Below are 23,812 nucleotides of genomic sequence, written 5' to 3' on the forward strand. Positions count from 1 at the left end.
GCTAACTGCTGAGTGGCGAATGGCTTTCGGGCTTTTTTTTTGCCGCCAAGGAAGATATGATAAGCTCTAGGACAAGCAAGGCGAAATATATGGGGGGCATTATGGAACAGCAAGGGATTTGGGCAATTGGTATTTTTCTGCTTACATACGGATTGATTATTTCTGAGAAGGTTCACCGCACGATTGTGGCGATGCTGGGAGCCTTGATTATGATTGGGGCAGGAATTGTCTCACAGGAAACAGCGCTGAAGCATATTGATTTCAATACACTTGGCCTGTTGGTGGGGATGATGATGATGGTGGGGATTACTGCGGAGACTGGTTTGTTCAGTTACGTGGCGGTAAAATCAGCCAAGCTGGCTAAGGGTGAGCCAAGGCGGATTCTAGTGGCTTTGGTGCTCGTTACAGCGTTATGCTCGGCGTTTCTGGATAATGTAACCACCGTCCTGCTCATGGTGCCGATTACCTTCAGCATTACGAGGCAGCTACGAATCAAACCCATGCCGTTTCTGCTATCGCAGATCGTTGCCTCGAACGTGGGCGGAACGGCGACCCTGATTGGAGACCCGCCGAATATTATGATCGGCAGTGCCGTGAAAGAGCTGACATTCATGGCGTTTATCAACAACCTCACTCCGGTGATCCTGATCATCATTTTGGCGTATTTGCCGCTGTTCCTGCTGATGTTCGGCAAGCAGCTCAAGACTTCTCCTGAACTGCAGCAGAGAATAATGGAGATGGATGAACATGCGATGCTTAAGGACCGCAAGCTGCTGCGCAAGTGTCTATGGGTGCTGGGACTGACGATTCTAGGCTTCTTCCTGCATCAGTCGATTCATCTGGAGTCGGCAACAGTGGCATTAGCTGGAGCTTTTGTGCTGCTTCTCCTGACTGGTGGAGAAAAGATGCTGCTTAAGGCTTTTAAAAGTGTGGAATGGATTACGATATTTTTCTTTATCGGTCTGTTTGTGCTCGTGTCAGGCCTGGTGGAGACGGGTGTGATCGCAGAATTGGCAGGCAAAGCGATGGAGCTTACCGGCGGAAATCTGGTGGCCAGCTCGATGCTGATCTTATGGCTGAGCGCGCTGGCCTCTGCTTTTCTGGACAACATTCCTTTTGTAGCAACGATGATTCCTCTCATTCAGGAGATGGGCACCCTGGGCATCCACAACCTGGAGCCTTTATGGTGGAGTCTCGCACTCGGGGCATGTCTGGGAGGGAACGGGACGCTGATTGGCGCGAGTGCGAATCTTATTGTAGCAGGTCTCGCGGCAAAAGAAGGTCATCAGATCACCTTCATGAAATATTTGAAATTCGGCTTTCCTCTGATGATTCTGTCGATTGTAATCTCAAGTGTGTATATCTATTTGAGGTATCTGATCTAATTCAACTGCTTCATATGCAGGACGGATATGATCATAATAAAGGAGTGCCAGCTTGCAGCAGCAACGGCACTCCTTTTTGTTGAACCGGATAGGGATGCAGGTGCAGCCCGTTTTTGATTATTTGGACAAGCTATATAATCTATATGGGTTTTATTTCCGGTTTCGATATTTTGGGTAATTTTACTGTATACGCAGAGGCTGGATAATATTATACTTAAGTGAACTAGCCGTTTCTTTCAGCAGGCGAAGTTCTCCCCACAGACCCACACACACAAAAGAATTTAATGCTGGAGGAAATTGAATGAGCACTACGGAACTTACTAGCCAACTATCCAGTTATGCAGGAAGACTGCTTCGGGAGCGATTTGGGAAGGGACCTGAGTCCATACATGCTTCCATCGGGAAGCACTGCATAGCACTGCATATACGTAATTTTATCGGACCTGTGGAGCGGTTTTTGCTTAACAAGGAAGAGGAGCAGGCTTTTCGGTACACACGTGAGCTTTTGATGAAATCGTTGCTTCCAGAGCTCGCAGCTTACCTGAAGGACATGATGGCTGTTGAGGTCGGCGAGCTTTTCTATGATTGGGGGATACATAACGCTTCAGGAATGATCGTTGCGCTCATCAAGCATGAGGGAGCAGAGATTGACGATTATGCTGGACGGGATGAGGTTCATGCCCAAATTAATGAGGTAAGCCGAAAGGTGCAGAAAGAGCCGGTACATACGGATTCCTGGTGGCTTGGCCCCCGCACCCTGATTATTAAACGTGAAGGTATTCTGATTCCTTTGGAGAAGGAATTGATTGGCCTTGGTTATGAGAACACGCTTAAGACAACCAAACGCAAAATGGAAAAACGATATTTGGAGGATACTACCACCATTGCACCGATGCTGGGCAAGGAGCTTGCCGACATCTATGTCGATTGGGATTTTGACAAAGACACCAGCGTAATAGCCTATACTTTTCTGTAAGCACCATCATATGAGGCGGAAATGAGTCGGACATGCGAATGAGCCGAACATGAGCCGAAGAAGGGGGAATTGTCCCCTTTCTTCGGCTTTTTATTTTTTCTGACGTCTCATAGGGAGAATTAAGCTGGACATTTAGGAGGATATGCTGTTGGAGGAATATAAGCAGACAGTGCTGTATGTGGAAGATAATCAACTGAATATGGCTTTAATGCATCATATTTTCAAAAAAAATCTGCCTTCCGTACTTCTGCTGAAAGCTGAGACGGCAGCGCTGGGTCTGCAGATCGCCCGGCGAAAGCTGCCGGATCTGATTATTCTGGATATTGGTCTGCCCGATCTGAATGGATATGAAGCGATGGATCGGCTGCAGAGCGATGAATCAACACGTCCGATTCCGGTGCTGGCGATCAGCGCGTTTGCCCAGAGTTCTGATATCGAACGGGCTCAAAATGTAGGATTTTCCGGTTATATGACCAAACCGTTTCAGGTTAAGGCCCTTACAGAGGTTGTGGAGAAGCTTTTAGCCGGGATTAACTGATGCTGCTTACCTTTCTGTGGAGAAGGAATGGGTCAGGGATAGGTGGAGAACTGGGGAGAACTCCGCCCTGAAGACCGGTTGTGCTCAACTGAACAAACTTAGATTACCATTTGACATTCGCCATATAATGCAAGATATTAATATTGAAGATTTAATATAAATTTCTTGCGTTTGATACTCCACAAACGGGCGGTGAAAATAGATGTCAAAACATCATGCAGAAGCGTATTCCCACTTTGATTATGCATGCAGAACGGGAGTGGTTGGAGTAGCGTTCCTTTCCATTGACGAACGCTGGACCAGCGTAAATCCGGCAGTAACCACGTTGCTTGGGTTTACGGAGGAACAGCTCCTGGGGCAGCATTTCAGAGAGCTTCTATACGGGGATTCAGTAGGGAAATATATAAAGATGGCAGGTGCTCTTGATGCTGGAGAGACACCTTTTTTTGAGTGCAAAATCAATTTATCCACGGCCTCCGGCCCTCCGGTGCCGGTGCTGCTCCATATGACGCTCATCAGCGATCCTTCGACGGGAAAAAGGCTGTATTATCTGCTGCATCTGGCAGAGCTGGTTGCTGAAGAAGAGGCGGATGAGCAGAGTTATCCTTCGAACGGGTTGTTTAAACAGATTATCGCCAATATTTCCGATGTGGTCTATTATGCAACACCGGACAATATTTGCAGATACTGCTCGCCTTCGGTAAGCGAGGTGCTGGGCTATGATCCCGAGAATCTGGTGGGCCGGGATATCCGCGGTTTGATTCATCCCGATGATCTGGAGAGGCTAGAGTTCCCTGAAGCTCAAGAATTCCGGAGGGTTCAGATCCGGGTTCAACATGCCGACGGCCGTTACTTGTGGATTGAGTTCACCCTTCGTCTAATGGAGGAAGGATCGAAGCACACCGTGCTCGCTGTAGGACGTGACGTGACCGAACGTAAAAATGTGGAAAAGAAGCTGCAGGAATCCGTCGAACGGTATACCTCTCTCAAGAAGTATAACCATGATGCGATCATTTCCCTTGACCTTGAGGGCAAGATTATTAACGGGAATGAGAAAGCCTGCCAGCTTACAGGCTATAGCATTCCAGAACTGGTCGGAATGAATTTGGGCCGGATTATCGGGACTGAGCATCTGGAGGAAGTGATCACCTATCCCAGAGAAAACAGTACTGCAGAGGTGAACATCGACCACATTTGGCATCGGGAGGGACATTCGGTTGAAGTGCTGACGACCATTGCTCCGATCATTATCAACAAGATCACAGTAGGATTCTACATCATCGTAAAGGATATTACTGAACAGAAGAAGCTGTTGATTGCCAAAGAAGCAGCAGAGAAAACAAACCGCGCCAAAAGTGAATTTCTGGCGATGATGAGTCATGAGATCCGTACACCCATGAACGGTGTCATCGGAATGACGGACCTGCTGCTGGATATGAGCGAGCCGGGTTCGCAGCAAAGAGAGTACCTGGATATCATCCGCCAAAGCGGAGATACCTTGCTTGCCATCATCAACGATGTTCTGGACTTTTCCAAAATCGAGGCAGGCAAAACGGTCCTTCATGAAGAGCCGTTTATGCTTATGACCTGTGTAGATTCAGTGCTTGAGCTGCTGCAGCATAGAGCAGACAAGAAAGGCCTGAGTATTGAGATGGATATCAGTCCGGATGTGCCAAACCATCTGATTGGCGACGGGGACAGGCTGAAGCAGATCCTGCTTAATTTGGTAGGGAATGCGGTGAAGTTTACTTACACCGGAGGGATAAAGGTAACGGCGCGGATGGCAGCAAGAACCGGGGAAAGGGTGGTCCTGCAATTTACAGTGGCTGATACCGGTATCGGGATTCCCGAGAGCTCGCGCAGCCGGTTATTTGAGCCCTTCTATCAGCTCGATCATTTCATGAACCGGCGCCATGAGGGGACAGGCCTTGGACTTGCCATTACCAAACAGCTAGTGGAGATGATGGGCGGCACAATCGCTCTGGATACTTCAGTGGAGTCAGGGTCATCCTTTGTATTCACAGTGGCACTCCGGGAAGAAACCGGCATGCAGTCTGGCACAGAAGCCGGCAAGGAAGAGTCGGAACCGCTTACGGTAGGCCGTCCCCTGCGGATTCTTGTAGCAGAGGATAATGAGATCAATCAGATCGTGCTGCGTAAAATTCTGGAGAAACGCGGTTATTCCGTCGATGTTGCGGGAGACGGGCTGCAGGTGATGCAGATGGTGCGCGGGGAGAGCTACGATCTTATTTTTATGGATGTACAAATGCCGCGCATGAATGGTCTGGAAGCCACACAGGCGATCACAGAAATGCTGCCGCCGGAGAAGCGGCCAGTCATCATTGCCGTTACCGCCAATGCGCTCAAAGGAGACCGCGAGCTATGTTTGGCTGCCGGAATGGATGAATATATCAGCAAACCGCTGAGAAGCGAGACGGTTATTAATACTGTAAGCAAGTTTTTCTGATCGGTGCTGCTGAAGTGTGGCTATTTAATTGTACTGCGTTAAAGCTGAGATGCGGTGAATGGATATCTTGCATGTCATACTTATTTTGATTAAGATAGCAGAAACTGGTCATTTGAGATGCCAGACATAATACAATGACGATGACGAAGAGAGTAAGCGTAAGGAACGGCTCTGAACAGGGAAGGTGTGCCGGAGACTGAGAGCACCCTCAAGAGACGATTTGCGCCGAAGTTCACTTCCGAGTTGGCCGCTGAAGTACACTGCTGCAGCAGTTATGTGTAGGACGGCCCGCGCTCCGCGTTAAGGGTGTAAGACAGAGTTAATTCCAGCCTGGCTTGAAGGTGCTATTTTGCCTAAGCTTCAGAATGGATTAATATCTAAATTAGGGTGGTACCACGGTTCCCCGTCCCTTGCGGCGGGGGCCTTTTTGCGTTCATATTTCAAATTTAGCGGACAAGAAGGAGTGGAAGGTAATGAGCAACGTGGAACTTAATGGCCTGAGGGGCCGCCTGGATGAGATCAATGGAAAACTGCTGGAGCTAATCTCCGAGCGGGCCCAGGTTGTGCAGGAAATTGGTGCGTTAAAAGAAAAACAGGGTGTACCTAAGTTCGATCCCGAACGGGAAAAACAGATGCTCGAGAAGCTGGTGGCAAGCAATAAAGGCCCTTTCACAAGCGGAGCGATCCGCACCCTCTTCAAGCAGATTTTCTCTGCATCGCTTGATCTGCAAAGTACGGAACATAAGAAGTCCCTGCTGGTAGCCCGGAAAAACCATGCGGAGGATACCGTAATCGAACTGCCGGGTAATGTTACGGTCGGCGGATTATCATCGCTGATGGTCGCTGGCCCGTGCTCTGTGGAGAGCGAACTGCAGACCCGCACCGTTGCTGCGGCTTTGCAGAAGGCCGGTGTGAAGGTTATGCGCGGTGGAGCCTTCAAACCCCGTACCTCCCCTTATGATTTCCAGGGACTCGGAATGGATGGACTGCGAATTCTGCGGGAAGCAGCTACAGAATATGGTCTTCTGACCATTAGTGAAATTGTAGACCCCCGCCATATTGAAGAAGCGCTGGATTATGTGGATGTGATTCAGGTTGGTGCACGGAACATGCACAATTTCGAGCTGCTCAAAGCAGTCGGAGAAGTGAATAAGCCGGTGCTGTTGAAACGCGGACTATCTGCTACGCTCGATGAGTTCATTCATGCGGCTGAATATATTATGTCCCGGGGAAATATGGAGATTATGCTGATTGAACGGGGCATCCGAACCTATGAAAAAGCGACGCGCAATACGCTTGATATTTCCGCTGTGCCAATTCTCAAGCAGGAATGTCATTTGCCGGTGCTGGTCGATGTGACGCATTCTACCGGACGCAAGGACATTCTGATCCCATGTGCTAAGGCTGCGCTCGCCGCCGGAGCCGACGGGATTATGGTGGAAGTGCATCCTGACCCGGCTACTGCGTTGTCCGATGCTGCACAGCAGCTGAATATTGAGGAATTCAATACGTTCTTCAATGAAGTGAAAGCTTCCGGGTTATACCGCTAAACCCGCTGAAGCTGTTGAATTCAAAAATCGAATTTTGAATATATAGAATTTGGACGAATAGTGCAGTTAGGACGAGGATAATGCCATAAACAACGCTTACAATAGCATATTGAACTTTTGTGGAGGTTATGGAGGGTCAGGTACAATAAGTAGCATTGGAGTTGCATCGGACCCGGACGTACACAGAAAGTACCTCATCCATAACATTCACAGGAGGAACAAAAGATTTGAAGCAGCTTAGTTTGAAGAATGTGTGGTTTTTGAACACAAAGAATGATGTTTTGTCCGGGATGACTGTGGCGATTGCCCTCATCCCGGAGGCGATCGCTTTTTCCATACTAGCGGGAGTCAGTCCGATGGTAGGCCTGTACGCTTCGTTCTGTATTGCAGTGGTTACGGCATTTGCGGGCGGGAGACCTGGCATGATCTCGGCAGCTACGGGGGCCATGGCTCTTTTGGTCGGTAGCCTGGTCCTGAACCACGGGATAGAGTATTTGTTCGCAGCTACCGTGCTGGCCGGAATCATTCAAATCCTCATGGGGATGCTGAAGCTCGGCAGATTTATTACTTTTTTACCGCAGCCGGTCATGACCGGTTTTGTGAATGCGCTGGCGATCCTGATTTTTATGGCGCAGTTGACGCATTTCAGCGGACAAGGGTGGGTGATGTATGCTCTGGTAGCACTCACGCTGCTCATCATCTATACGGTCCCCCGTTTCACCAAGGCGGTTCCTTCGGCGCTTGTTGCGATCATTGTGGTGTCCGTGCTCAGCATTGTTCTGAATCTGGATGTGAGAACGGTTGGTGATATGGGAGAAATTACGTCGGCGTTGCCAGTATTCCACCTGCCGCAGCTTCCGTTTACACTGGATACACTGCTGATTATTCTGCCTTATTCGCTGTCGCTTGCCGTCGTGGGACTGCTGGAGTCATTGATGACTGCAACCCTGATTGACGACATTACAGGCACCGGAAGCGACAAGAACCGTGAAGCTAAGGGTCAAGGTCTGGCGAACATGGTCACTGGTTTATTCGGGGGAATGGCTGGCTGTGCGATGATCGGCCAATCCATGGTGAATATGAAATCAGGCGGCCGCACCCGGCTGTCGACCCTTGTCTCCGGGGTTTTTCTGCTGTTCCTGATTCTGGTCCTGGGCGATGTGGTGAAGCAGATTCCCATGGGGGCACTGGTCGGGGTAATGTTCATGGTGTCCATTAGCACCTTTGAATGGAAATCTCTGAGCTCGTTGTCAAAGGTTCCGTTAAGCGATGCCCTGGTTATGCTCGTCACTGTGGTTACAGTAGTTGTCACGGACAATCTGTCCATTGGCGTATTGTTCGGTGTGCTGCTTAGTGCCCTTACCTTTGCCTGGAAAATTGCCTCCATCCGCATGACCATTCATACGGCAGCGGTCTCGACCCAGTATACGGTACATGGTCAGTTGTTCTTCGGCACCACAAGCCAATTCATTCACCATTTCATGGTGGACAGTGATCCGGAGCAGATCATTATTGATTTCACCCATTCGCATGTATGGGATCAGTCGGCAGTGGATGCCATAAGCAAGATCATGTCCAAATACCAAGCGATTGGCAAGAAAGTAACCATTACCGGGCTCGACGAACAAAGTGCCCAGCTGGTGAAACGGATTGGATTATCTCCATCCGGCGGACATTAGATTATGTATGTGATTAGAGAAGCTTTCCTAGATGCCAGACGTATGGCTGCTGGGAAAGCTTCTTTTTTATAGCTTAAGCTTATCGGGACAGCTTTCCAAAGCGCCCTACTATTGGTATGATTACAAGGAATGCGAACGTCAACTACCGATTATTATGGAGGAATTAATAATGAGCGAAAACACACTATCCGGGATCATTGACCATACACTGCTGAAGGCGGATGCCCGTAAAGAAGATATCATCAAGCTGGCGGAAGAGGCCAAGACCTATACATTTGCTTCAGTGTGCGTGAATCCGGCATGGGTGGCTACTGCCTATGAGGTGTTGAAAGACACCCCTGAAGTGAAGGTCTGCACGGTTATCGGATTCCCGCTGGGCGCTTCGACACCGGAAACAAAGGCATTTGAGACCACGAACGCGATTGCAAACGGTGCGGGTGAAGTAGATATGGTCATCAACATCGGCGCACTGAAGGACGGTAACAATGAGCTGGTGAAGCGGGATATTGCTGCGGTAGTCGATGCAGCACGCGGTAAAGCACTGACCAAAGTCATTATTGAAACCTGCCTGCTCACGGATGAAGAGAAAATCCGAGCCTGCAAGCTCGCCGTAGAAGCCGGAGCTGATTTCGTCAAAACCTCGACCGGATTTTCCACAGGCGGCGCTACCAAGGAAGATATCGCACTAATGCGCGCAGCTGTGGGCCCTGATATTGGTGTCAAAGCTTCCGGCGGCGTACGCAGCGCAGAAGATGCGCTGGTTATGGTTGGAGCAGGTGCAACCCGCATCGGCACGAGCGGCGGAGTCGCTATTGCCAAAGGCGAACAAAGCAACAACACTTATTAATAGCAGATACTTTCAAAAAAACGGCTGCGGCGTCTTTGAATCTTGGACGCCGTAGCTATTTTTGATTGTACGAAAAGTTATGGAAACCTTTGAATTCGATTCAGTGGGGGAAGGCGGTGAGGTTATTGATGAAGATGAATTATCCTGTCATGGAAACAGACAGGCTGAGATTAAGATTACTGACGCTCGAAGATAACGAGGCTGTATTCCGGCATTTCTCCGACGAAGAGGTAACGCGGTATATGGATATTGCACCCTGCCGGGAAATAACCGAAGCCGATGAAATTATCCAGTTCCATATCGATGACTCGGGCTGCCGCTGGGGAGTATTTGATAAGCAGAGAGGAAAGATGGCGGGAACCTGCGGGTACCATTGCTGGACAGCAGTACCTTTGGGCAAAGCAGAAATTGGCTTCGATCTGTCCAGAGACTTCTGGGGCTTGGGTATGATGAAGGAAGCGCTAATTCCGGTGATCCAATTTGGATTTGAACAGATGGAGCTTGAGGTCATTGAAGCTACAGTTGATCCCGATAATGACAGATCCCTACGGCTGCTGGCGGCGTTAGGTTTTGGCAGAGAGGCGGAGCTTGTAGACAATCTGGTTGTTTTTTATTTGCGGCGGGAGAAATTCACAGGAACGTTAGGCTTGCCTGAATAAACAACCGGTTATGGATGGTACAGGTCAGGGATCGGATGTTATGCAAGCGCCTTCTTTTCTGGGACATGCGTAAGAATCCTGTTAGGTTCCTAACTGAATAAAACACATTGGAATAATGAGATATTTTTCTTCCCAAATAACATAGATTGTGAGAGAATAGGTACAATTCATAGTTGTTAAGGTTTACCATTATACAGATCAAGGGAGGAAAACCCATTGTCAGAAGACCGTAAGCTGTCCTTTGAAACGTTAGCCGTACATGCAGGCCAGGAGATTGATCCTACTACCTTTTCACGTGCAGTGCCGCTCTACCAGACCACTTCCTACGGATTCCGTGACGCAGAGCATGCCGCTAACTTGTTCGCGCTGAAGGAGTTTGGTAACATTTATACCCGTCTGATGAATCCGACCACCGATGTTTTCGAACAGCGTATTGCTGCACTGGAAGGTGGGGCGGGTGCGCTTGCGACAGCTTCCGGGTCAGCGGCAATTTCCTTTTCCATCCTTAATATTGCCGGGGCCGGAGATGAGATTGTCTCTTCTGCGAGTCTATACGGCGGTACTTATAATTTGTTCTCCACTACACTTCCTAAGCTGGGAATTAAAGTACACTTTGTAGACTCCGATAATCCGGAGAACTTCCGCAGTGCGATTACGGACAAGACCAAGGCGCTATATGCCGAAACCATCGGCAATCCTCAGGGAAATGTGCTGGATATCGAAGCGGTGGCGGCTATCGCCCATGAGCATGGAATCCCGCTGATTGTAGACAATACATTCCCAAGTCCGTACTTGCTTCGTCCGATAGAATATGGTGCGGATATCGTTGTTCATTCCGCTACCAAGTTCATTGGTGGACACGGTACCTCTATTGGAGGGGTGATTGTCGACAGCGGCAAGTTTGATTGGAAGGCAAGCGGCCGGTTCCCCGGCCTGACCGAACCTGATCCAAGCTATCATGGACTGGTCTATGCGGAAGCTGTGGGTCCGATTGCCTATATCATCAAAGCACGGGTACAATTGCTGCGGGATTTGGGTGCAGCAATATCACCGTTCAATTCCTGGCTGCTGCTGCAGGGACTAGAAACTCTGCACCTGAGAATGGAGCGCCATAGTGAGAATGCACTGAAGGTAGCCCGGTACCTGGAGCAGCATGAAGCTGTGGATTGGGTTAGCTATACAGGCTTGCCGAGCCACCCTTCTTATGAGCTGGCCCAGAAGTATCTGCCCAAGGGGCAGGGGGCAATTCTCACCTTCGGGATTAAGGGAGGAGCGGCTAACGGAGTCAAGCTAATCGAGAACGTGAAGCTGTTCTCCCACTTAGCTAATGTCGGCGATTCCAAATCGCTGATTATCCATCCCGCGAGCACCACGCATCAGCAGCTTTCGGATGCGGAGCAGATTGCCGCAGGAGTAACCCCGGAATTGATCCGGCTCTCCATCGGTACGGAATCCATCGACGATATTCTGTATGATCTGGAGCAGGCGATCGCAGCAAGTCAGCAATAAAACAGACACTGCAAGAGTGATATACTGATTCTGTAGAACGCGCAGACCACTATCCAAATACGTAACCGTTCATCGAAAGAGGAGCGGCGTATCTGGACAGTGGTCTTTTTTTTAATATAAGGATTTTACTCGCTGAATTGGGAACTACAACGACAAGGAGTATCGCTTCTTCGGAAACGTAGACTACCTTCAAGGATCGCGCAGGCGAGCCTGCTTGCTTATCCGCTGTAATGATTCAGAATAGCGCATGTCCTATAAGCATATGCCTTAAGAAGAGGGAGAGCTGGCAGAGTAACAGTGATCCCCGCTTTGTTGACCGTAATTAGTTGGTAACGCTTGCATATTTAGCCTCAGGTTCCCGTATTTATAAGATGAAGTATGAAGGTGATGCCGGTGGCGGCCTTAAGCCCCTAAGAAGCTGGCAGCAATCCAAAGCTAAAAAGGTAGGTGCGGAAATGAAGGGTGAACGCGAGCAGGGACATAACCGGAATAAGGAAGAGCGCCCGTTCAAGTATCTTGCCGGAGATCGGGCAATTGGGGTGGAGATGAGCCAATCGGCGTCTGTGGCTTCCGCAGCTGCAGAATTTATTGCTGAAGAAGAGCGTAGAAGCTTACTTGAACCGGTGAGCCGTGCTTATTTCAGACGTCCGGGGGAACGTCCAGCTTTTTTGGTGCTGCGGGAGGGGCCTGGGGAGCGGCCGGTTCAGCGGGAAGAACCCGGAGAATTACCAGCGGGGCCCTGCTTGATCCGCAGCGGGGAGTGGCTGCTGGCGCCTGGGGTGAACGAACTCTACGCGAACTGGCTGTTCAGCGCAATCGCGGAGCAGGAGGAACGGATTCTGCAGCGGATTTATTATCGGCTGCGGGCGTCAGCTGCAGCGCTACTGGAGTCGGCGGATGGGGTCTGGACCGCCGTCATGCTGCCCTTCATGCCGGAGCTGGCCGATCAGCCGGCCAGGCTGGCTGCGTTGCAGGATGCACAGCTTGCAGCGCTTTTCAGTGCAGTCTCAGAACGCCAGCGCCTGGGCGGCGACTGCCGCGTGGACCTGCTGGCGCCGTATCCCGCCAGCGCAGCCGAATTCGCATCTCAGCGCGAATTCATTGAGGGCGTGGCCGAACAGACTCTCGGCCACGCTTACGCGGCGGCGTGCCGCATCGGGGCGGTGATTTCGCCCGATGTGGAGCGCGCCGCCGCGGGGGAAATCGCGCGCATCGCCGATTTCCTGGTGCTGGATGGCGCGGCCGCTGAAGCCGCGCCGGAAGACGCCGCCGGAGGCTTCGCCAAGGCGGCGGAAGAGGTTCTGGCCGCCGTGAAGCGCGTGAAGCCGGCGGCGGCACTGCTCGCCGCGGGGGCACCGGCGGCGTTTGCGCTGGCCGATCTGTACCGGATCGGCTTCAGCGGGATCTTTTGCAGCGCGGGCCAGCGGACCGAAGCGCTGCTGCGGGCAGCCTGCCTCACATGGATGGCCCGGCAGGATCATGCCGATGCAGCCGCCGGAGGATGGCTGAGCAATTGAATCATCTGCACGTTCGGCAACACATTTGAACGTTGAAGAGAACTGGAAATCTGCTGTTGCGGATTTCCAGTTCTTCGTCTTATAAAAGCAGCAGACCCGATCTCTTCCGCTTCCTGTGCGTGAAGAAATCGGGTCTTTTATTATTATGAGAATTGTAACTATCTGCAGCTGTGCATAGAGTAGACTCGTCCACCGGACGGTTTTTTACACTAACAACGGTAGAAATACCGTTGTTGAGACGCCGCGTGTCGATCAGCTCCGCAACCTCCTCATTTAAGCTAGCAACCATCTTTTTACTCAAACATTCCTGCTATATTCCATTTCCCGCTGAAATTCAGCACTTACCAGCAAGCTCCTGCCTGATCCCACTCTCCGCTTACAACATGCTTCTTTCACATTCCATTTCTGTCCTTACATGCAATTACTGTCCTTAGCTACCAACCACTATTTAATCCAGCTGCACGGTAGCGCCTGCGGGGATCTGGCGGGGTTGGTCCTCTGCCGTGATCCATACATCCACTGCTGACGGATTATAGACGATGGCTTGGGAAGCGGAGAAGCGCAAGCCCCGGACAGCGGATAGATAGTCAACAATCTGGATATTAGTGGCATACCAGATCTCTTTATGGCCGCCCATCATGCTGGCGAACTGCTCTAATTCCTCCCAATTGTCATTGTCGTTGAATTCAAAGCTGTGACCCCAGACATATAAGAGCTGCATCCGCGGGAATCGGGGGTTTTCCTCCAGAAACTGCTGTCCAAGTGACAGCATGTCTTTGTGATGGCAGGTGGGATGCCAAGCCAGCAGGTTGTCCGGCAGAGTGAAGCTGCCGTGGGATTGAACCGTACGTGAATATTCAATTCCCAGTGCCGGAAGAATACCCATCACCTGGTTATTATAATCACCGAACGGGTAGGACATGCCTCTTACGGGATAGCCTGCGAGTTTTTCCAGATGTTCGCGGTCCCTCAGAACTTCTTCAGCAATGCCCGCGTCTGGAGTCATGGTGAGAAAAGGATGAGTGCTTGTATGTGCGGAAATTTCATGCCCCTCATACAGGGCGGACACTTCTTCACCGAGGATATAGCTTTCCTTGCCGAAGAACCCTGAATTTAAATGGAAGGAGCCCTTCAGGCCATGCCGGTTCAGTATTGCTACAAGCTGCCTGTCATAGATTCTGCCGTCATCCCAGCTCGTTGTTAGCGCTTTAGCAACACCGCCTGGAAAAAGATCGAGCTTGATTCGCATCGCATTTCAACCTCCTGATTATTCAATAATAGCTACATTATGAACAATGCCAGAGACTGCGTCTAGGGCAAACTTCTTGTTCATAGACGGCCTTCAGCTAACCGGAAGCCGAAGCTGCTGTCCATGGCACAGGAGAGGTGATAGCTCAGGATTGTGCAACTGCGTGCAGAAGTAGTTCAACCTTTTGCGGATGACCTCATCAAGTGCTACCGAATTATAAATCCGGGTGAACCCATGCAGCATCTGGCGCTTCGACATATAAGCAGAACGGTCAGACCTTGCTATAAAATAGGCTGCAAAAATGCTCTCCGATACAGGTGAGCGCCCCCGGCTTTACTTTTTCGATGACTGTGATATATTATAGCTATAAGTTGCACTAAGGAAATAAATTTGTGTAATGGCAACAACGATTATCATTCTCATTTACCATGCTGTCCCGGCTAAGCCGGGGCAGCATGTGTCATTTTAAGGGTCTTAAGAATGGCTCTCATTCTCAGTAAGTCTGTTGCCGCCCGCCGGAGAAGTTTTACGAAGTACTACCCAAACAGTATTCCCCAAAATAAATCAGGAGAGTGATTTACTTATGCAAGCTACATCCAAACAACTGCCCAAATCCATGGCTCAAGGAGAAGGCGCACAGCAGCCGCGCACTCCACAGCCGCGCCGGTTCGATCCCAAAGCCATGCTCAGCAATTCTGAAATGCAGGCTGCACTTGGCAGCGGGCTGATCATGCTGATCGCCTGGGGCGTCAGCGGCTGGTCAGAGGTGTTCTCTGTTCTTCTGTATGTTGTATCCTACACTGTAGGCGGATGGATCAAGGCGAAGGAAGGCGTAGAGACCCTTGTTAAGGAACATGACCTGGACGTGAACCTTCTGATGATTGCCGCCGCCCTTGGTGCAGCATCGATCGGATACTGGAATGAAGGCGCGATGCTGATCTTTATTTTTGCGCTGAGCGGGGCCCTGGAGAGTTATACGATGGAGCGCAGCAAGAAGGACATCTCATCGCTGCTGGCTCTGAAGCCCGCCACCGCCGTCCGGATCGAAAAGGGGATCATGAGTGAAGTTGCAATTGAACTGCTCGCCGTTGGAGATTTGCTTCTTGTGCGTCCGGGTGAGCTTATTCCGGCAGACGGCACGGTCTACCAGGGTGAATCGGCAGTCAACCAGGCATCCATCACAGGCGAGTCCTTACCTGTAGAGAAATGTACAGGCAGTGATGTGTTTGCCGGAACCATCAATGGAGAAGGTCCGCTCTATATAGAGGTGACCAAGTCTGCGGAGAATACCTTGTTTTCAAAAATTATTAAGATGGTGGAAGAAGCCGAGACCGAGGTGCCAGAATCACAGCGTTTCATCAAACGGCTGGAGTCCGTTTATGCCCGTGTAGTGGTTGCTTCGACAATCGTTCTGATTGCACTGCCGCCATTTGTGCTGGACTGGAGCTGGAGCGCCACTTTTTATAAGGCAATGGTGTTTCTGGTAGTGGCTTCTCCTTGTGCCCTGGTTTCGTCTATTATGCCAGCAATGTTATCTGCGATCTCTAAAAGTGCCCGTAAAGGCATTCTCTTCAAGGGTGGTGTCCACTTGGAGAACATGGCAAAAACCTCTGTAGTTGCATTCGACAAGACCGGGACATTGACCGCAGGGCTTCCGCAGGTGACTGATTTTATTGCCGGAGAAGAGTATGACCGGATTGAGCTGCTGAGGGTCAGTGCTTCTATTGAGAAGCTGTCCCGCCATCCGCTGGCGGAGGCGATTGTTCGCAAGGCGGAGGAAGAGCACCTTGTGCTGCATGTAATTGAAGAGAGTACATCCGTTACTGGATGGGGGATTGAAGGATGGATCGAAGGTCGGCTATGGAGAATCGGTAAGTCCAATCTGCTGGATGAACGTAATGAGCGTCAGGATGAGCAGTGGAAAACGCTGCGCAAGCAGCTGGAGAACGAAGGCAAGACGGTATCTCTAATTCTCGACGGCGAACAGATTGCCGGAATGATTGCACTGCAGGATACAGTGCGTACGCAGGCGGTTGCGGCGGTTCGCAAGCTGCATGATCTGGGCATCAAGGTGGCCATGCTGACGGGTGACCGCCCGGCGACGGCAGAAGTAATTGCCGGGCAGACGGGTGTGGATCTTGTATTTGCAGGACTGCTGCCTGAGGACAAAGTGACGCATATCAAAGCACTGCGGGAACAATACGGGAATGTAATTATGGTGGGTGACGGGGTAAATGATGCACCGGCACTCGCTACAGCCACGGTCGGAATGGGAATGGGCATGAACGGCAGCGGTGCAGCCCTGGAGATTGCCGATGTGGTTCTGATGAATGACAACATTGAAGAAATTGCCGCAACCATCAAGCTGGCACGCCGCACACAACGGATTGTGAAGCAGAATATGATTTTTGCCGTGACAGTCATTGCAACCTTGATGCTGAGCAACTTTTTGGAGGGAATCGCTCTTCCGTTTGGAGTCATTGGTCATGAAGGCAGCACAATCCTCGTGATCCTCAACGGGCTAAGACTTTTACGCTAAAAAAGGCCGGGATTCATCTTTTTTTACCTATTCCAATAAATAGATTGCTTAAAATTAAATTGTTCACCAAATAGAGCGATTACATCGTGTCTGGCATATTGACATATTCCCTTGAGATGAGCATAATTAATACTAGATTATAATTATTTTAATTAAGGAAGTTGAATCGGCGCTTTAGCCGTCCATCTCAAGGAGGATATAGTCATGTATAAATCAATTATTATCGGTACCGGTCCTGCCGGATTGACTGCAGCCATCTACCTGGCCCGTGCCAATCTGAATCCATTGGTTATTGAAGGTCCTCAGCCGGGCGGACAGCTTACCACCACTACGGAAGTGGAGAACTTTCCGGGTTTCCCTGATGGCATCATGGGTCCGGAGCTCATGGACAATATGCGCAAACAGGCTGAGCGCTTCGGCGCCAAGTTTGTAACAGGCTGGGTGAATAGTGTGGAGCTTGGGGAACGCCCTTTTAAGCTGAATGTTGAAGGTATGGGCGCACTGACTACAGATACCTTGATTCTCTCAACAGGTGCAACGGCTAAATACCTGGGTATTCCGGGTGAACAGGACAATATCGGACGCGGTGTCAGCACTTGTGCTACCTGTGACGGGTTTTTCTTCCGGGGCAAAGAGATCGTAGTGGTCGGCGGCGGCGATTCGGCTCTTGAAGAGGCAGGTTTCCTGACCCGTTTTGCTTCCAAAGTAACCCTTGTGCACCGCCGGGAAGAACTACGCGCCTCCAAAATCATGCAGGACCGTGTCCGTGACAATGAAAAGGTAGCCTGGGGTCTGAACCGTACTCCACTGGAAGTTACTGCCGGCGACAGAGGTGTCAACGGAATTAAGGTGCTTAACAATGAAACTGGTGAAGAAGAGTTCATTGAAGCCAGCGGTGTGTTTGTTGCCATTGGGCATCACCCGAATACGGCATTCCTCGGCGGACAGATTACGACGGATGCTAACGGATATATCGTTACCAATCCAGGTACTTCCGAGACTAATATTCCCGGCGTATTCGCTTGCGGAGACGTGCAGGATACCCGTTACAAACAAGCAATTACCGCAGCAGGAAGCGGATGTATGGCGGCTATGGATGCCGAGAAATACATTGAGAGTCTGGAGCATAGTGCCGTTATTTTGTAACATTTCCTTGGTATTGAAGGCGAAATTATGCTATAATATAGTAAGTAGATGTTTTAGTGTAAGTTACTCATACAACTTGGTATAAGCTTACGAAGTGAGTTTTGTACGAAGTTATACACAAAACTTTTAGGAGGAGATAAATATGGAAAATGTAATTGTCTACACTTCGACCAACTGTCCGCATTGCCGTCAGGTCAAGAGCTTCCTGAGTGAGAAAGGCGTCTCCTACGAGGAGCGTAACATTGAACAAAATGATGATTTCGCCCAGCAGGTATGGGATATGGGTATGCGTGCCGTTCCAGTAACTGTCATCGGTGATTTCAAAATCGTAGGCATGAACAAAACCCAATTCGACAAGGCGTTGGCCACTGTATAAACGCCAGACCAGGTAGTCCTCTGCTTAATGAACAAGGCCGCTTCCGCGCTGGAGGCGGTCTTTCGTTTGAATATAAGGTTGTGATATGTTCCCTATCAGCAAAACATTAAAGGAGGCGATGAGCCATGTTAGTCAGTTTGAAAAATTACTGGGACAGGAATGCCGTTGAGCGGCTGCTTGCAGAATGTATGATGGCGGACGATGAGCGTGTTCGGGAGGAAGTGGACAGCTACCTCGCTGAAGACTCACGGGAACTTCAGGGTACCTTCATAAGTGGTGAATTGGCGGGACTCATCGGCATCCGGCAGGGCCCGGGAACAGATGCGGAAATCCTGCATATCGCTGTTCAGGCCCGCTGGCGGGGCCGTGGAATTGGTTCCGCCATGATCGAAGAAATCCGGAAATGTGATGGCATCGGAGCGCTTCGGGCTGAGACGGACCGGGAAGCCGTGGGTTTTTACAGCCAGTGCGGATTTAAGATTAGCAGTTTGGGCGAAAAGTACCCGGGGGTAGAGCGTTTCAGTTGTATAGATACATGATGATCTGAAAAACGGCATAGACAGCAATTCCGCAGGCAATAAGCAGCAATCCTGATTTCCTTTTGGACTGGAACAGGCGAAGAACGCCGAGGCTGATGAGTGGAGCGATGATGAGCAGAAGCAGCAGCACAGTGATGAACATCTGCGCCGAAATATCAGACGTATCAACATAAGTCATGGATTCTCTCTCCATTCGGAAAAAAGGATTATAGTGACATTTATCACACTTTTACCCCTTATTATATAGGATTGATCTTCCTTTTTCTGTACCGCTGCCAGTATAATTGCGGCAATTTTACGTCAATTTTGCCTAGAGGGTCACCCGGATGTTCCCCAGGAAATGCATCACTGCCGAAAAACCCGCCCCTACCATGGTCCCGCGGCTGCCCAGCCTGGAGAATATGATTTCGAGCTGCTGTTTATGATACGGCAGGGTCCGCTCCGCAACCACTTTGCGCAGCGGCTCGCCCAGCCAGGGCTCGGCTTCAGATAAAGCACCGCCAATGACAATCAGCTCAGGGTTAAAGCTGTTGATGAGATTGGTGACGCCGATCCCGAGGTACTCGCCGATGGTATTGAAATGGCGCAATGTGTCTTCCTGTCCCTCCAATGCATACTGTACAAGCTCGGATGTGCTGCGGGCAGGCAGCGCCAGTCCGGGATTGTCGTAGGTCTTCTCCGAAGCGTACAGCTCCCAGCACCCCCGGCTGCCGCAGCTGCAGGGTTTGCCTTCCGCCTCGATGGTCATATGGCCGGTCTCTCCGGCATAACCGCGTGCCCCCTTATACAATTCTCCGCCGATAATGATTCCAGAGCCGATTCCTGAGCCTGCACTGATATAGAGCAGATGCCGAACATTACGTGCCGCTCCAAAGTTCAGTTCGCCTTGAGCCCCAGCATTAGCCTCGTTATCGATAGTCACCGGAACTTCGAAAGACTGTTCCAGAATCCCCCGCAGATCTACCATTTCCCAGCCCAGATTGGGTGCGAACAGCACCATCCCATGCTCATCCACCATTCCTGGAACTCCTACCCCAATCCCCACTAAACCGTAAGGCGAGGGAGGGGCTGCAGCAATCAGCTTGGTGATCATGCTCTTCATTTTGTCCAGTACATAAGGCAGGTCATGGACTTCCAGCGGGCAATCCAATTCTTCCAGTATGCTGCCGCCCAAATCGCATAGGACCGCCTTCAACTGTTTCACCTGCAGTTCGATGCCAATCACACTGCCTGCCATACTGTTGAAATGCAGCATCAGCGGTTTGCGGCCGCCGCTAGATTCCCCCGGGCCGGCCTCGGTGACCAGTTCCTGCCCGCAGAGCTCGGCGACGAGATTGGATACGGTGGCTTTGTTCAGCCCGGTCATTTCGGATACCCGGGCCCGGGATACAGGAGACTGCATGCGAATCGTATGTAAAATAATCGATTTATTGATTTTTTTGACCAGCGCCTGATCACCGGTAACCTTCACAACCTACACTTCCTTCTTGACAACGTTCTCATAAGAGTATGCCACTTAGTCTAGTGCGATGCGCATTAAAATGCAACAGTGTCGATGTATATAATTAGCCTGCGGACTTTCTTGCAGCCATGCTGAACTAGGGAGAGGGGGAGCAGCAATCCGGAGCTTTCCGGCTTGGGAGGTCCGATGAAATAGACGCATAGGCGCTGGAGTCAGGGGGTACTTTATGTTCGTCGGAGTACTTGAAGGGTTTACGTCGGGGACTGCCGCATTGGCCAAATGTGAAAAAATAAAGTTGCAAAAAACTTTGTTTAACCAATATACAAAGTCAAAAAGATATGTTAAGATGATCCTGTAAACGCTTGCGGGCGAAGCAAAATATCGAGGAGGATTTTACAAATGGCTTATTTTGAATCAGTGAGCAAGATCTCTTACGAGGGAAGCCGTTCCACCAACCCTTATGCATTCAAATTCTACAACCCGAAAGAAATCGTAGCCGGCAAAACCATGGAAGAGCACCTGAAGTTTGCAATGGCTTATTGGCATACACTAACAGCTGGCGGTGCTGATCCGTTCGGCGCTGAGACTGCAGTCCGTTCTTGGGATAAGCTCAGTACCCTGGACAAGGCAAAGGCCCGCGCAGAAGCAGCTTTTGAATTCATGGAAAAAATGGACCTGCAGTACTACTGCTTCCATGACGTGGATATCGCTCCAGAAGGCGCATCCCTGCGTGAATTCTACAGCAACATCGATACCATCGTAGACATCCTTGAAAAAGGCATGAAGGCATCCGGCAAAAAACTGCTGTGGAATACTGCCAACATGTTCACCAATCCGCGCTATATGCACGGTGCAGGCTCCACTTGCAACGCTGACGTATTCGCACACGCTGCTGCACAAGTGAAGAAAGGTCTGGAAGTTGGTAAACGTCTGGGCGCTGACAACTATGTATTCTGGGGCGGCCGTGAAGGCTACGAAACTCTGCTGAATACAGATATGGGCCTTGAACAGGATAACATTGCCCGCCTGTTCAGCATGGCTGTAGATTACGCTAAGGAAATCGGCTTCGACGGCCAGTTCCTGATCGAGCCTAAACCGAAAGAGCCTACCAAACATCAATATGACTTCGATGCGGCAACAACTATCGCGTTCCTGCAGAAGTACAATCTTGATAAACACTTCAAGCTGAACCTTGAAGCTAACCATGCAACCCTTGCAGGTCATACGTTCGAGCATGAACTGCGCGTAGCCCGTATCAACGGTATGCTGGGATCGCTTGATGCGAACCAGGGCGATCCATTGCTCGGCTGGGATACAGATGAATTCCCTGCAAGCATCTACGATGCTACTCTTACCCTGTATGAAGTGTTGAAGAACGACGGACTGGGCAAAGGCGGTATCAACTTCGACTCCAAAGTACGCCGTCCTTCCTTCGAGCCTGAGGATCTGTTCTTGGCACACATCTCTGGTATGGACATCTATGCTAAGGGTCTGAAAGTTGCCGCTAAGCTGATTGAAGACCGCGTATTCGAGGACTTTATCGCTAAACGTTACAGCAGCTTCACTGAAGGCGTAGGCGCTGATGTCGTATCCGGCAAAGCGACTTTGGCTTCCCTGGCTGATTATGCACTGAACAATGAAACTCCGCGTCCGAACCAATCCGGACGTCAAGAGATGCTCAGAGCTACTTTGAACCAGTACATTCTGACTGCTGAGTAAGATTACACCGGGTTTACGGATTTGTCCGTAGTCTGGGCAGGCCACTAACGCAACGGGGGTTGCTGAAGAGAGCATTCTTCGGCAGCCCCTTTTCTATTGAATAGAAAAGTAACCTTTAGGAGGATAACTATGAAATATGTAATCGGCGTCGATCTTGGAACCAGCGCTGTAAAAACGGTATTGGTGGACCCGCAGGGAAAGGTGGCGTTTGAGCACTCCGAATCCTATCCCTTAAGCCGTCCCCAACCGAACTGGAGTGAACAGAATCCTGAGGATTGGGTGCAGGGAACCCTGGTCAGCCTGCGCCGTCTGATCGAAGTATCTGGAGTGGACCCGTCTGATGTGGACGGCATCAGCTTTTCAGGCCAGATGCACGGCCTGGTGCTGGTGGATCGTGACGGGAAGGTGCTGCGCCCGGCGATTCTCTGGAATGATACCCGGACTACGGCGCAGTGCCGGAAGATTGAGAAGACACTTGGCAGCAAGCTGATCGAAATCGCCAGAAACCGTGCTCTGGAAGGCTTCACTTTGCCTAAGATTCTATGGGTACAGGAGAATGAACCAGAAGTGCTGGCACAGGCAGAGTTGTTCCTCCTGCCGAAGGATTATGTCCGTTACCGGCTGACTGGTGATTATGCCATGGATTATTCTGATGCCGCTGGTACGTTATTGCTGGATGTGGCCTCCAAAAAATGGAGTGCGGAAATCGCTGAAGCCTTTGGATTACCCGTTTCACTCTGTCCGAAGCTTGTGGAGTCATTCGACCAGACCGGCACCCTGCTTCCGGAAGTCGCCGAAGCATCCGGTCTGCTCCCCACCACGAAAGTATTCGCCGGTGGCGCTGACAATGCATGCGGTGCACTCGGTGCCGGCATTCTTGGCGAAGGCCGGACAATGTGCAGCATCGGTACTTCAGGCGTAGTACTGTCCTATGAGAGCAATAAGGACTTGAATCTGGAAGGCAAGGTGCATTTCTTCAACCATGGGGAGAAGGATGCCTTTTACATCATGGGCGTTACACTGGCTGCAGGCTACAGCCTTACCTGGTTCAAAGAAACGTTTGCCGCAGAAAAAAGCTTTGATGAACTGCTTCAAGGTGTAGATTCCATCCCTGCCGGCAGCGGCGGTCTTCTGTTCACGCCCTATATTGTAGGTGAACGCACTCCGCATCCGGATCCTAATATCCGCGGAAGCTTTATCGGTATGGATTCCGGGCATACATTGGACCATTTCACCCGTTCAGTGCTGGAGGGAATTACCTTCTCGCTGCGGGAATCCATTGATATCGTGCGTGATTCCGGCAGAGAAATAACCGAGGTTGTAGCGATTGGCGGAGGCGCCAAGAATGAAGCTTGGCTGCAGATGCAGGCGGATATTTTCAATGCTTCGATTATCAAGCTTGAGAGCGAGCAGGGTCCCGCTATGGGAGCTGCAATGCTGGCTGCTTATGGCTCCGGCTGGTTTGCATCCCTCAGTGAATGCGCAGAAGCTTTCATCCGGCCTGCAGAAGTGTACACACCGAATGCTCAGCAGGCTGCAATCTATAACGGATTGTTTGAAGTCTATCAAGAAGTATATGGGCAGACTCGTTCACTAAATGATAAACTGGCAGAATACCGCAAATAGTCAGAGCCCGGGGAAGCCTGGGCCTATAT

The 23,812-nt window shown here is 50.5% G+C and carries 19 protein-coding genes; 16 read left to right on the forward strand and 3 right to left on the reverse strand.

What is annotated here, in order from left to right; genetic code table 11:
* The first annotated feature begins 101 nt into the window (after positions 1 to 101).
* The 10 genes from AC0MA3_RS16100 (at position 102) to AC0MA3_RS16145 (ending at position 13,127) form a co-directional block, all read left to right on the forward strand.
* Positions 102 to 1,385 carry an ArsB/NhaD family transporter gene (locus tag AC0MA3_RS16100; protein WP_474656920.1) on the forward strand — a complete coding sequence of 428 codons (1,284 nt, stop codon included), beginning with the start codon at positions 102 to 104 and terminating at the stop codon, positions 1,383 to 1,385.
* 301 nt (positions 1,386 to 1,686) lie between these two features.
* Positions 1,687 to 2,361, forward strand: a complete 675-nt coding sequence (locus AC0MA3_RS16105) for a Na-translocating system protein MpsC family protein (protein ID WP_474656921.1) — start codon at positions 1,687 to 1,689, stop codon at positions 2,359 to 2,361.
* Between the two features lie 148 nt (positions 2,362 to 2,509).
* Positions 2,510 to 2,899, forward strand: a complete 390-nt coding sequence (locus AC0MA3_RS16110) for a response regulator (protein WP_379162814.1) — start codon at positions 2,510 to 2,512, stop codon at positions 2,897 to 2,899.
* A gap of 202 nt (positions 2,900 to 3,101) precedes the next feature.
* Complete coding sequence (locus AC0MA3_RS16115) at positions 3,102 to 5,366, forward strand: PAS domain S-box protein (RefSeq protein WP_474656922.1); 2,265 nt, start codon at positions 3,102 to 3,104, stop codon at positions 5,364 to 5,366.
* Positions 5,367 to 5,839: 473 nt separating this feature from the next.
* Positions 5,840 to 6,916: a bifunctional 3-deoxy-7-phosphoheptulonate synthase/chorismate mutase gene (locus AC0MA3_RS16120; protein WP_379162820.1), complete on the forward strand. Its 1,077-nt coding sequence runs from the start codon at positions 5,840 to 5,842 to the stop codon at positions 6,914 to 6,916.
* Between the two features lie 227 nt (positions 6,917 to 7,143).
* Entirely contained in the window at positions 7,144 to 8,595 is a 1,452-nt protein-coding gene (locus AC0MA3_RS16125) for a SulP family inorganic anion transporter (protein WP_474656923.1), read from the forward strand.
* 169 nt (positions 8,596 to 8,764) lie between these two features.
* Positions 8,765 to 9,442 (forward strand): deoxyribose-phosphate aldolase, encoded by a 678-nt coding sequence (gene deoC, locus AC0MA3_RS16130; protein WP_379162826.1) that lies wholly within the window; start codon positions 8,765 to 8,767, stop codon positions 9,440 to 9,442.
* A gap of 128 nt (positions 9,443 to 9,570) precedes the next feature.
* Positions 9,571 to 10,101, forward strand: coding sequence for a GNAT family N-acetyltransferase (locus AC0MA3_RS16135; protein WP_474656970.1), 531 nt, complete (start codon positions 9,571 to 9,573; stop codon positions 10,099 to 10,101).
* A 216-nt stretch (positions 10,102 to 10,317) separates the two neighbouring features.
* Positions 10,318 to 11,610, forward strand: coding sequence for a homocysteine synthase (locus AC0MA3_RS16140; RefSeq protein ID WP_379162832.1), 1,293 nt, complete (start codon positions 10,318 to 10,320; stop codon positions 11,608 to 11,610).
* Between the two features lie 326 nt (positions 11,611 to 11,936).
* The gene (locus tag AC0MA3_RS16145; protein ID WP_474656924.1) at positions 11,937 to 13,127 is read left to right on the forward strand and encodes a hypothetical protein; all 1,191 of its coding nucleotides are present in this window, start codon (positions 11,937 to 11,939) and stop codon (positions 13,125 to 13,127) included.
* Positions 13,128 to 13,575: 448 nt separating this feature from the next.
* On the opposite strand, the gene AC0MA3_RS16150 is transcribed toward AC0MA3_RS16145, so the two are convergent.
* Positions 13,576 to 14,376: a polysaccharide deacetylase family protein gene (locus AC0MA3_RS16150; RefSeq protein ID WP_474656925.1), complete on the reverse strand. Its 801-nt coding sequence runs from the start codon at positions 14,374 to 14,376 to the stop codon at positions 13,576 to 13,578.
* Positions 14,377 to 14,959: 583 nt separating this feature from the next.
* Between AC0MA3_RS16150 and AC0MA3_RS16155 the strand changes: the two genes are divergently transcribed.
* From AC0MA3_RS16155 to AC0MA3_RS16170, 4 genes are all read left to right on the forward strand, one after another.
* Positions 14,960 to 16,915, forward strand: a complete 1,956-nt coding sequence (locus AC0MA3_RS16155) for a heavy metal translocating P-type ATPase (RefSeq protein ID WP_474656926.1) — start codon at positions 14,960 to 14,962, stop codon at positions 16,913 to 16,915.
* Between the two features lie 204 nt (positions 16,916 to 17,119).
* Positions 17,120 to 18,061, forward strand: a complete 942-nt coding sequence (gene trxB, locus AC0MA3_RS16160; protein WP_074085008.1) for a thioredoxin-disulfide reductase — start codon at positions 17,120 to 17,122, stop codon at positions 18,059 to 18,061.
* Between the two features lie 142 nt (positions 18,062 to 18,203).
* Positions 18,204 to 18,437, forward strand: coding sequence for a glutaredoxin family protein (locus tag AC0MA3_RS16165; RefSeq protein WP_074085007.1), 234 nt, complete (start codon positions 18,204 to 18,206; stop codon positions 18,435 to 18,437).
* Between the two features lie 125 nt (positions 18,438 to 18,562).
* Positions 18,563 to 18,976, forward strand: a complete 414-nt coding sequence (locus AC0MA3_RS16170; RefSeq protein ID WP_474656927.1) for a GNAT family N-acetyltransferase — start codon at positions 18,563 to 18,565, stop codon at positions 18,974 to 18,976.
* Here AC0MA3_RS16170 and AC0MA3_RS16175 read toward each other — a convergent pair.
* Both AC0MA3_RS16175 and AC0MA3_RS16180 read right to left on the reverse strand, forming a co-directional pair.
* Positions 18,957 to 19,154, reverse strand: coding sequence for a hypothetical protein (locus tag AC0MA3_RS16175; RefSeq protein WP_474656928.1), 198 nt, complete (start codon positions 19,152 to 19,154; stop codon positions 18,957 to 18,959). The two genes, AC0MA3_RS16170 and AC0MA3_RS16175, sit on opposite strands and share 20 nt — an antisense overlap.
* A 132-nt stretch (positions 19,155 to 19,286) precedes the next feature.
* Positions 19,287 to 20,447, reverse strand: a complete 1,161-nt coding sequence (locus tag AC0MA3_RS16180; RefSeq protein WP_379162862.1) for an ROK family protein — start codon at positions 20,445 to 20,447, stop codon at positions 19,287 to 19,289.
* Between the two features lie 390 nt (positions 20,448 to 20,837).
* Between AC0MA3_RS16180 and xylA the strand changes: the two genes are divergently transcribed.
* Together xylA and xylB are read left to right on the forward strand one after the other, a co-directional pair.
* Positions 20,838 to 22,157 carry a xylose isomerase gene (gene xylA, locus AC0MA3_RS16185; protein ID WP_379162865.1) on the forward strand — a complete coding sequence of 440 codons (1,320 nt, stop codon included), beginning with the start codon at positions 20,838 to 20,840 and terminating at the stop codon, positions 22,155 to 22,157.
* Positions 22,158 to 22,286: 129 nt separating this feature from the next.
* A complete protein-coding gene (xylB, locus tag AC0MA3_RS16190) occupies positions 22,287 to 23,783 on the forward strand; it encodes a xylulokinase (protein ID WP_474656929.1) in 1,497 nt (498 codons plus the stop codon).
* The last annotated feature ends 29 nt before the right edge of the window (positions 23,784 to 23,812 follow it).

Source organism: Paenibacillus sp. LS-5, assembly GCF_056121505.1.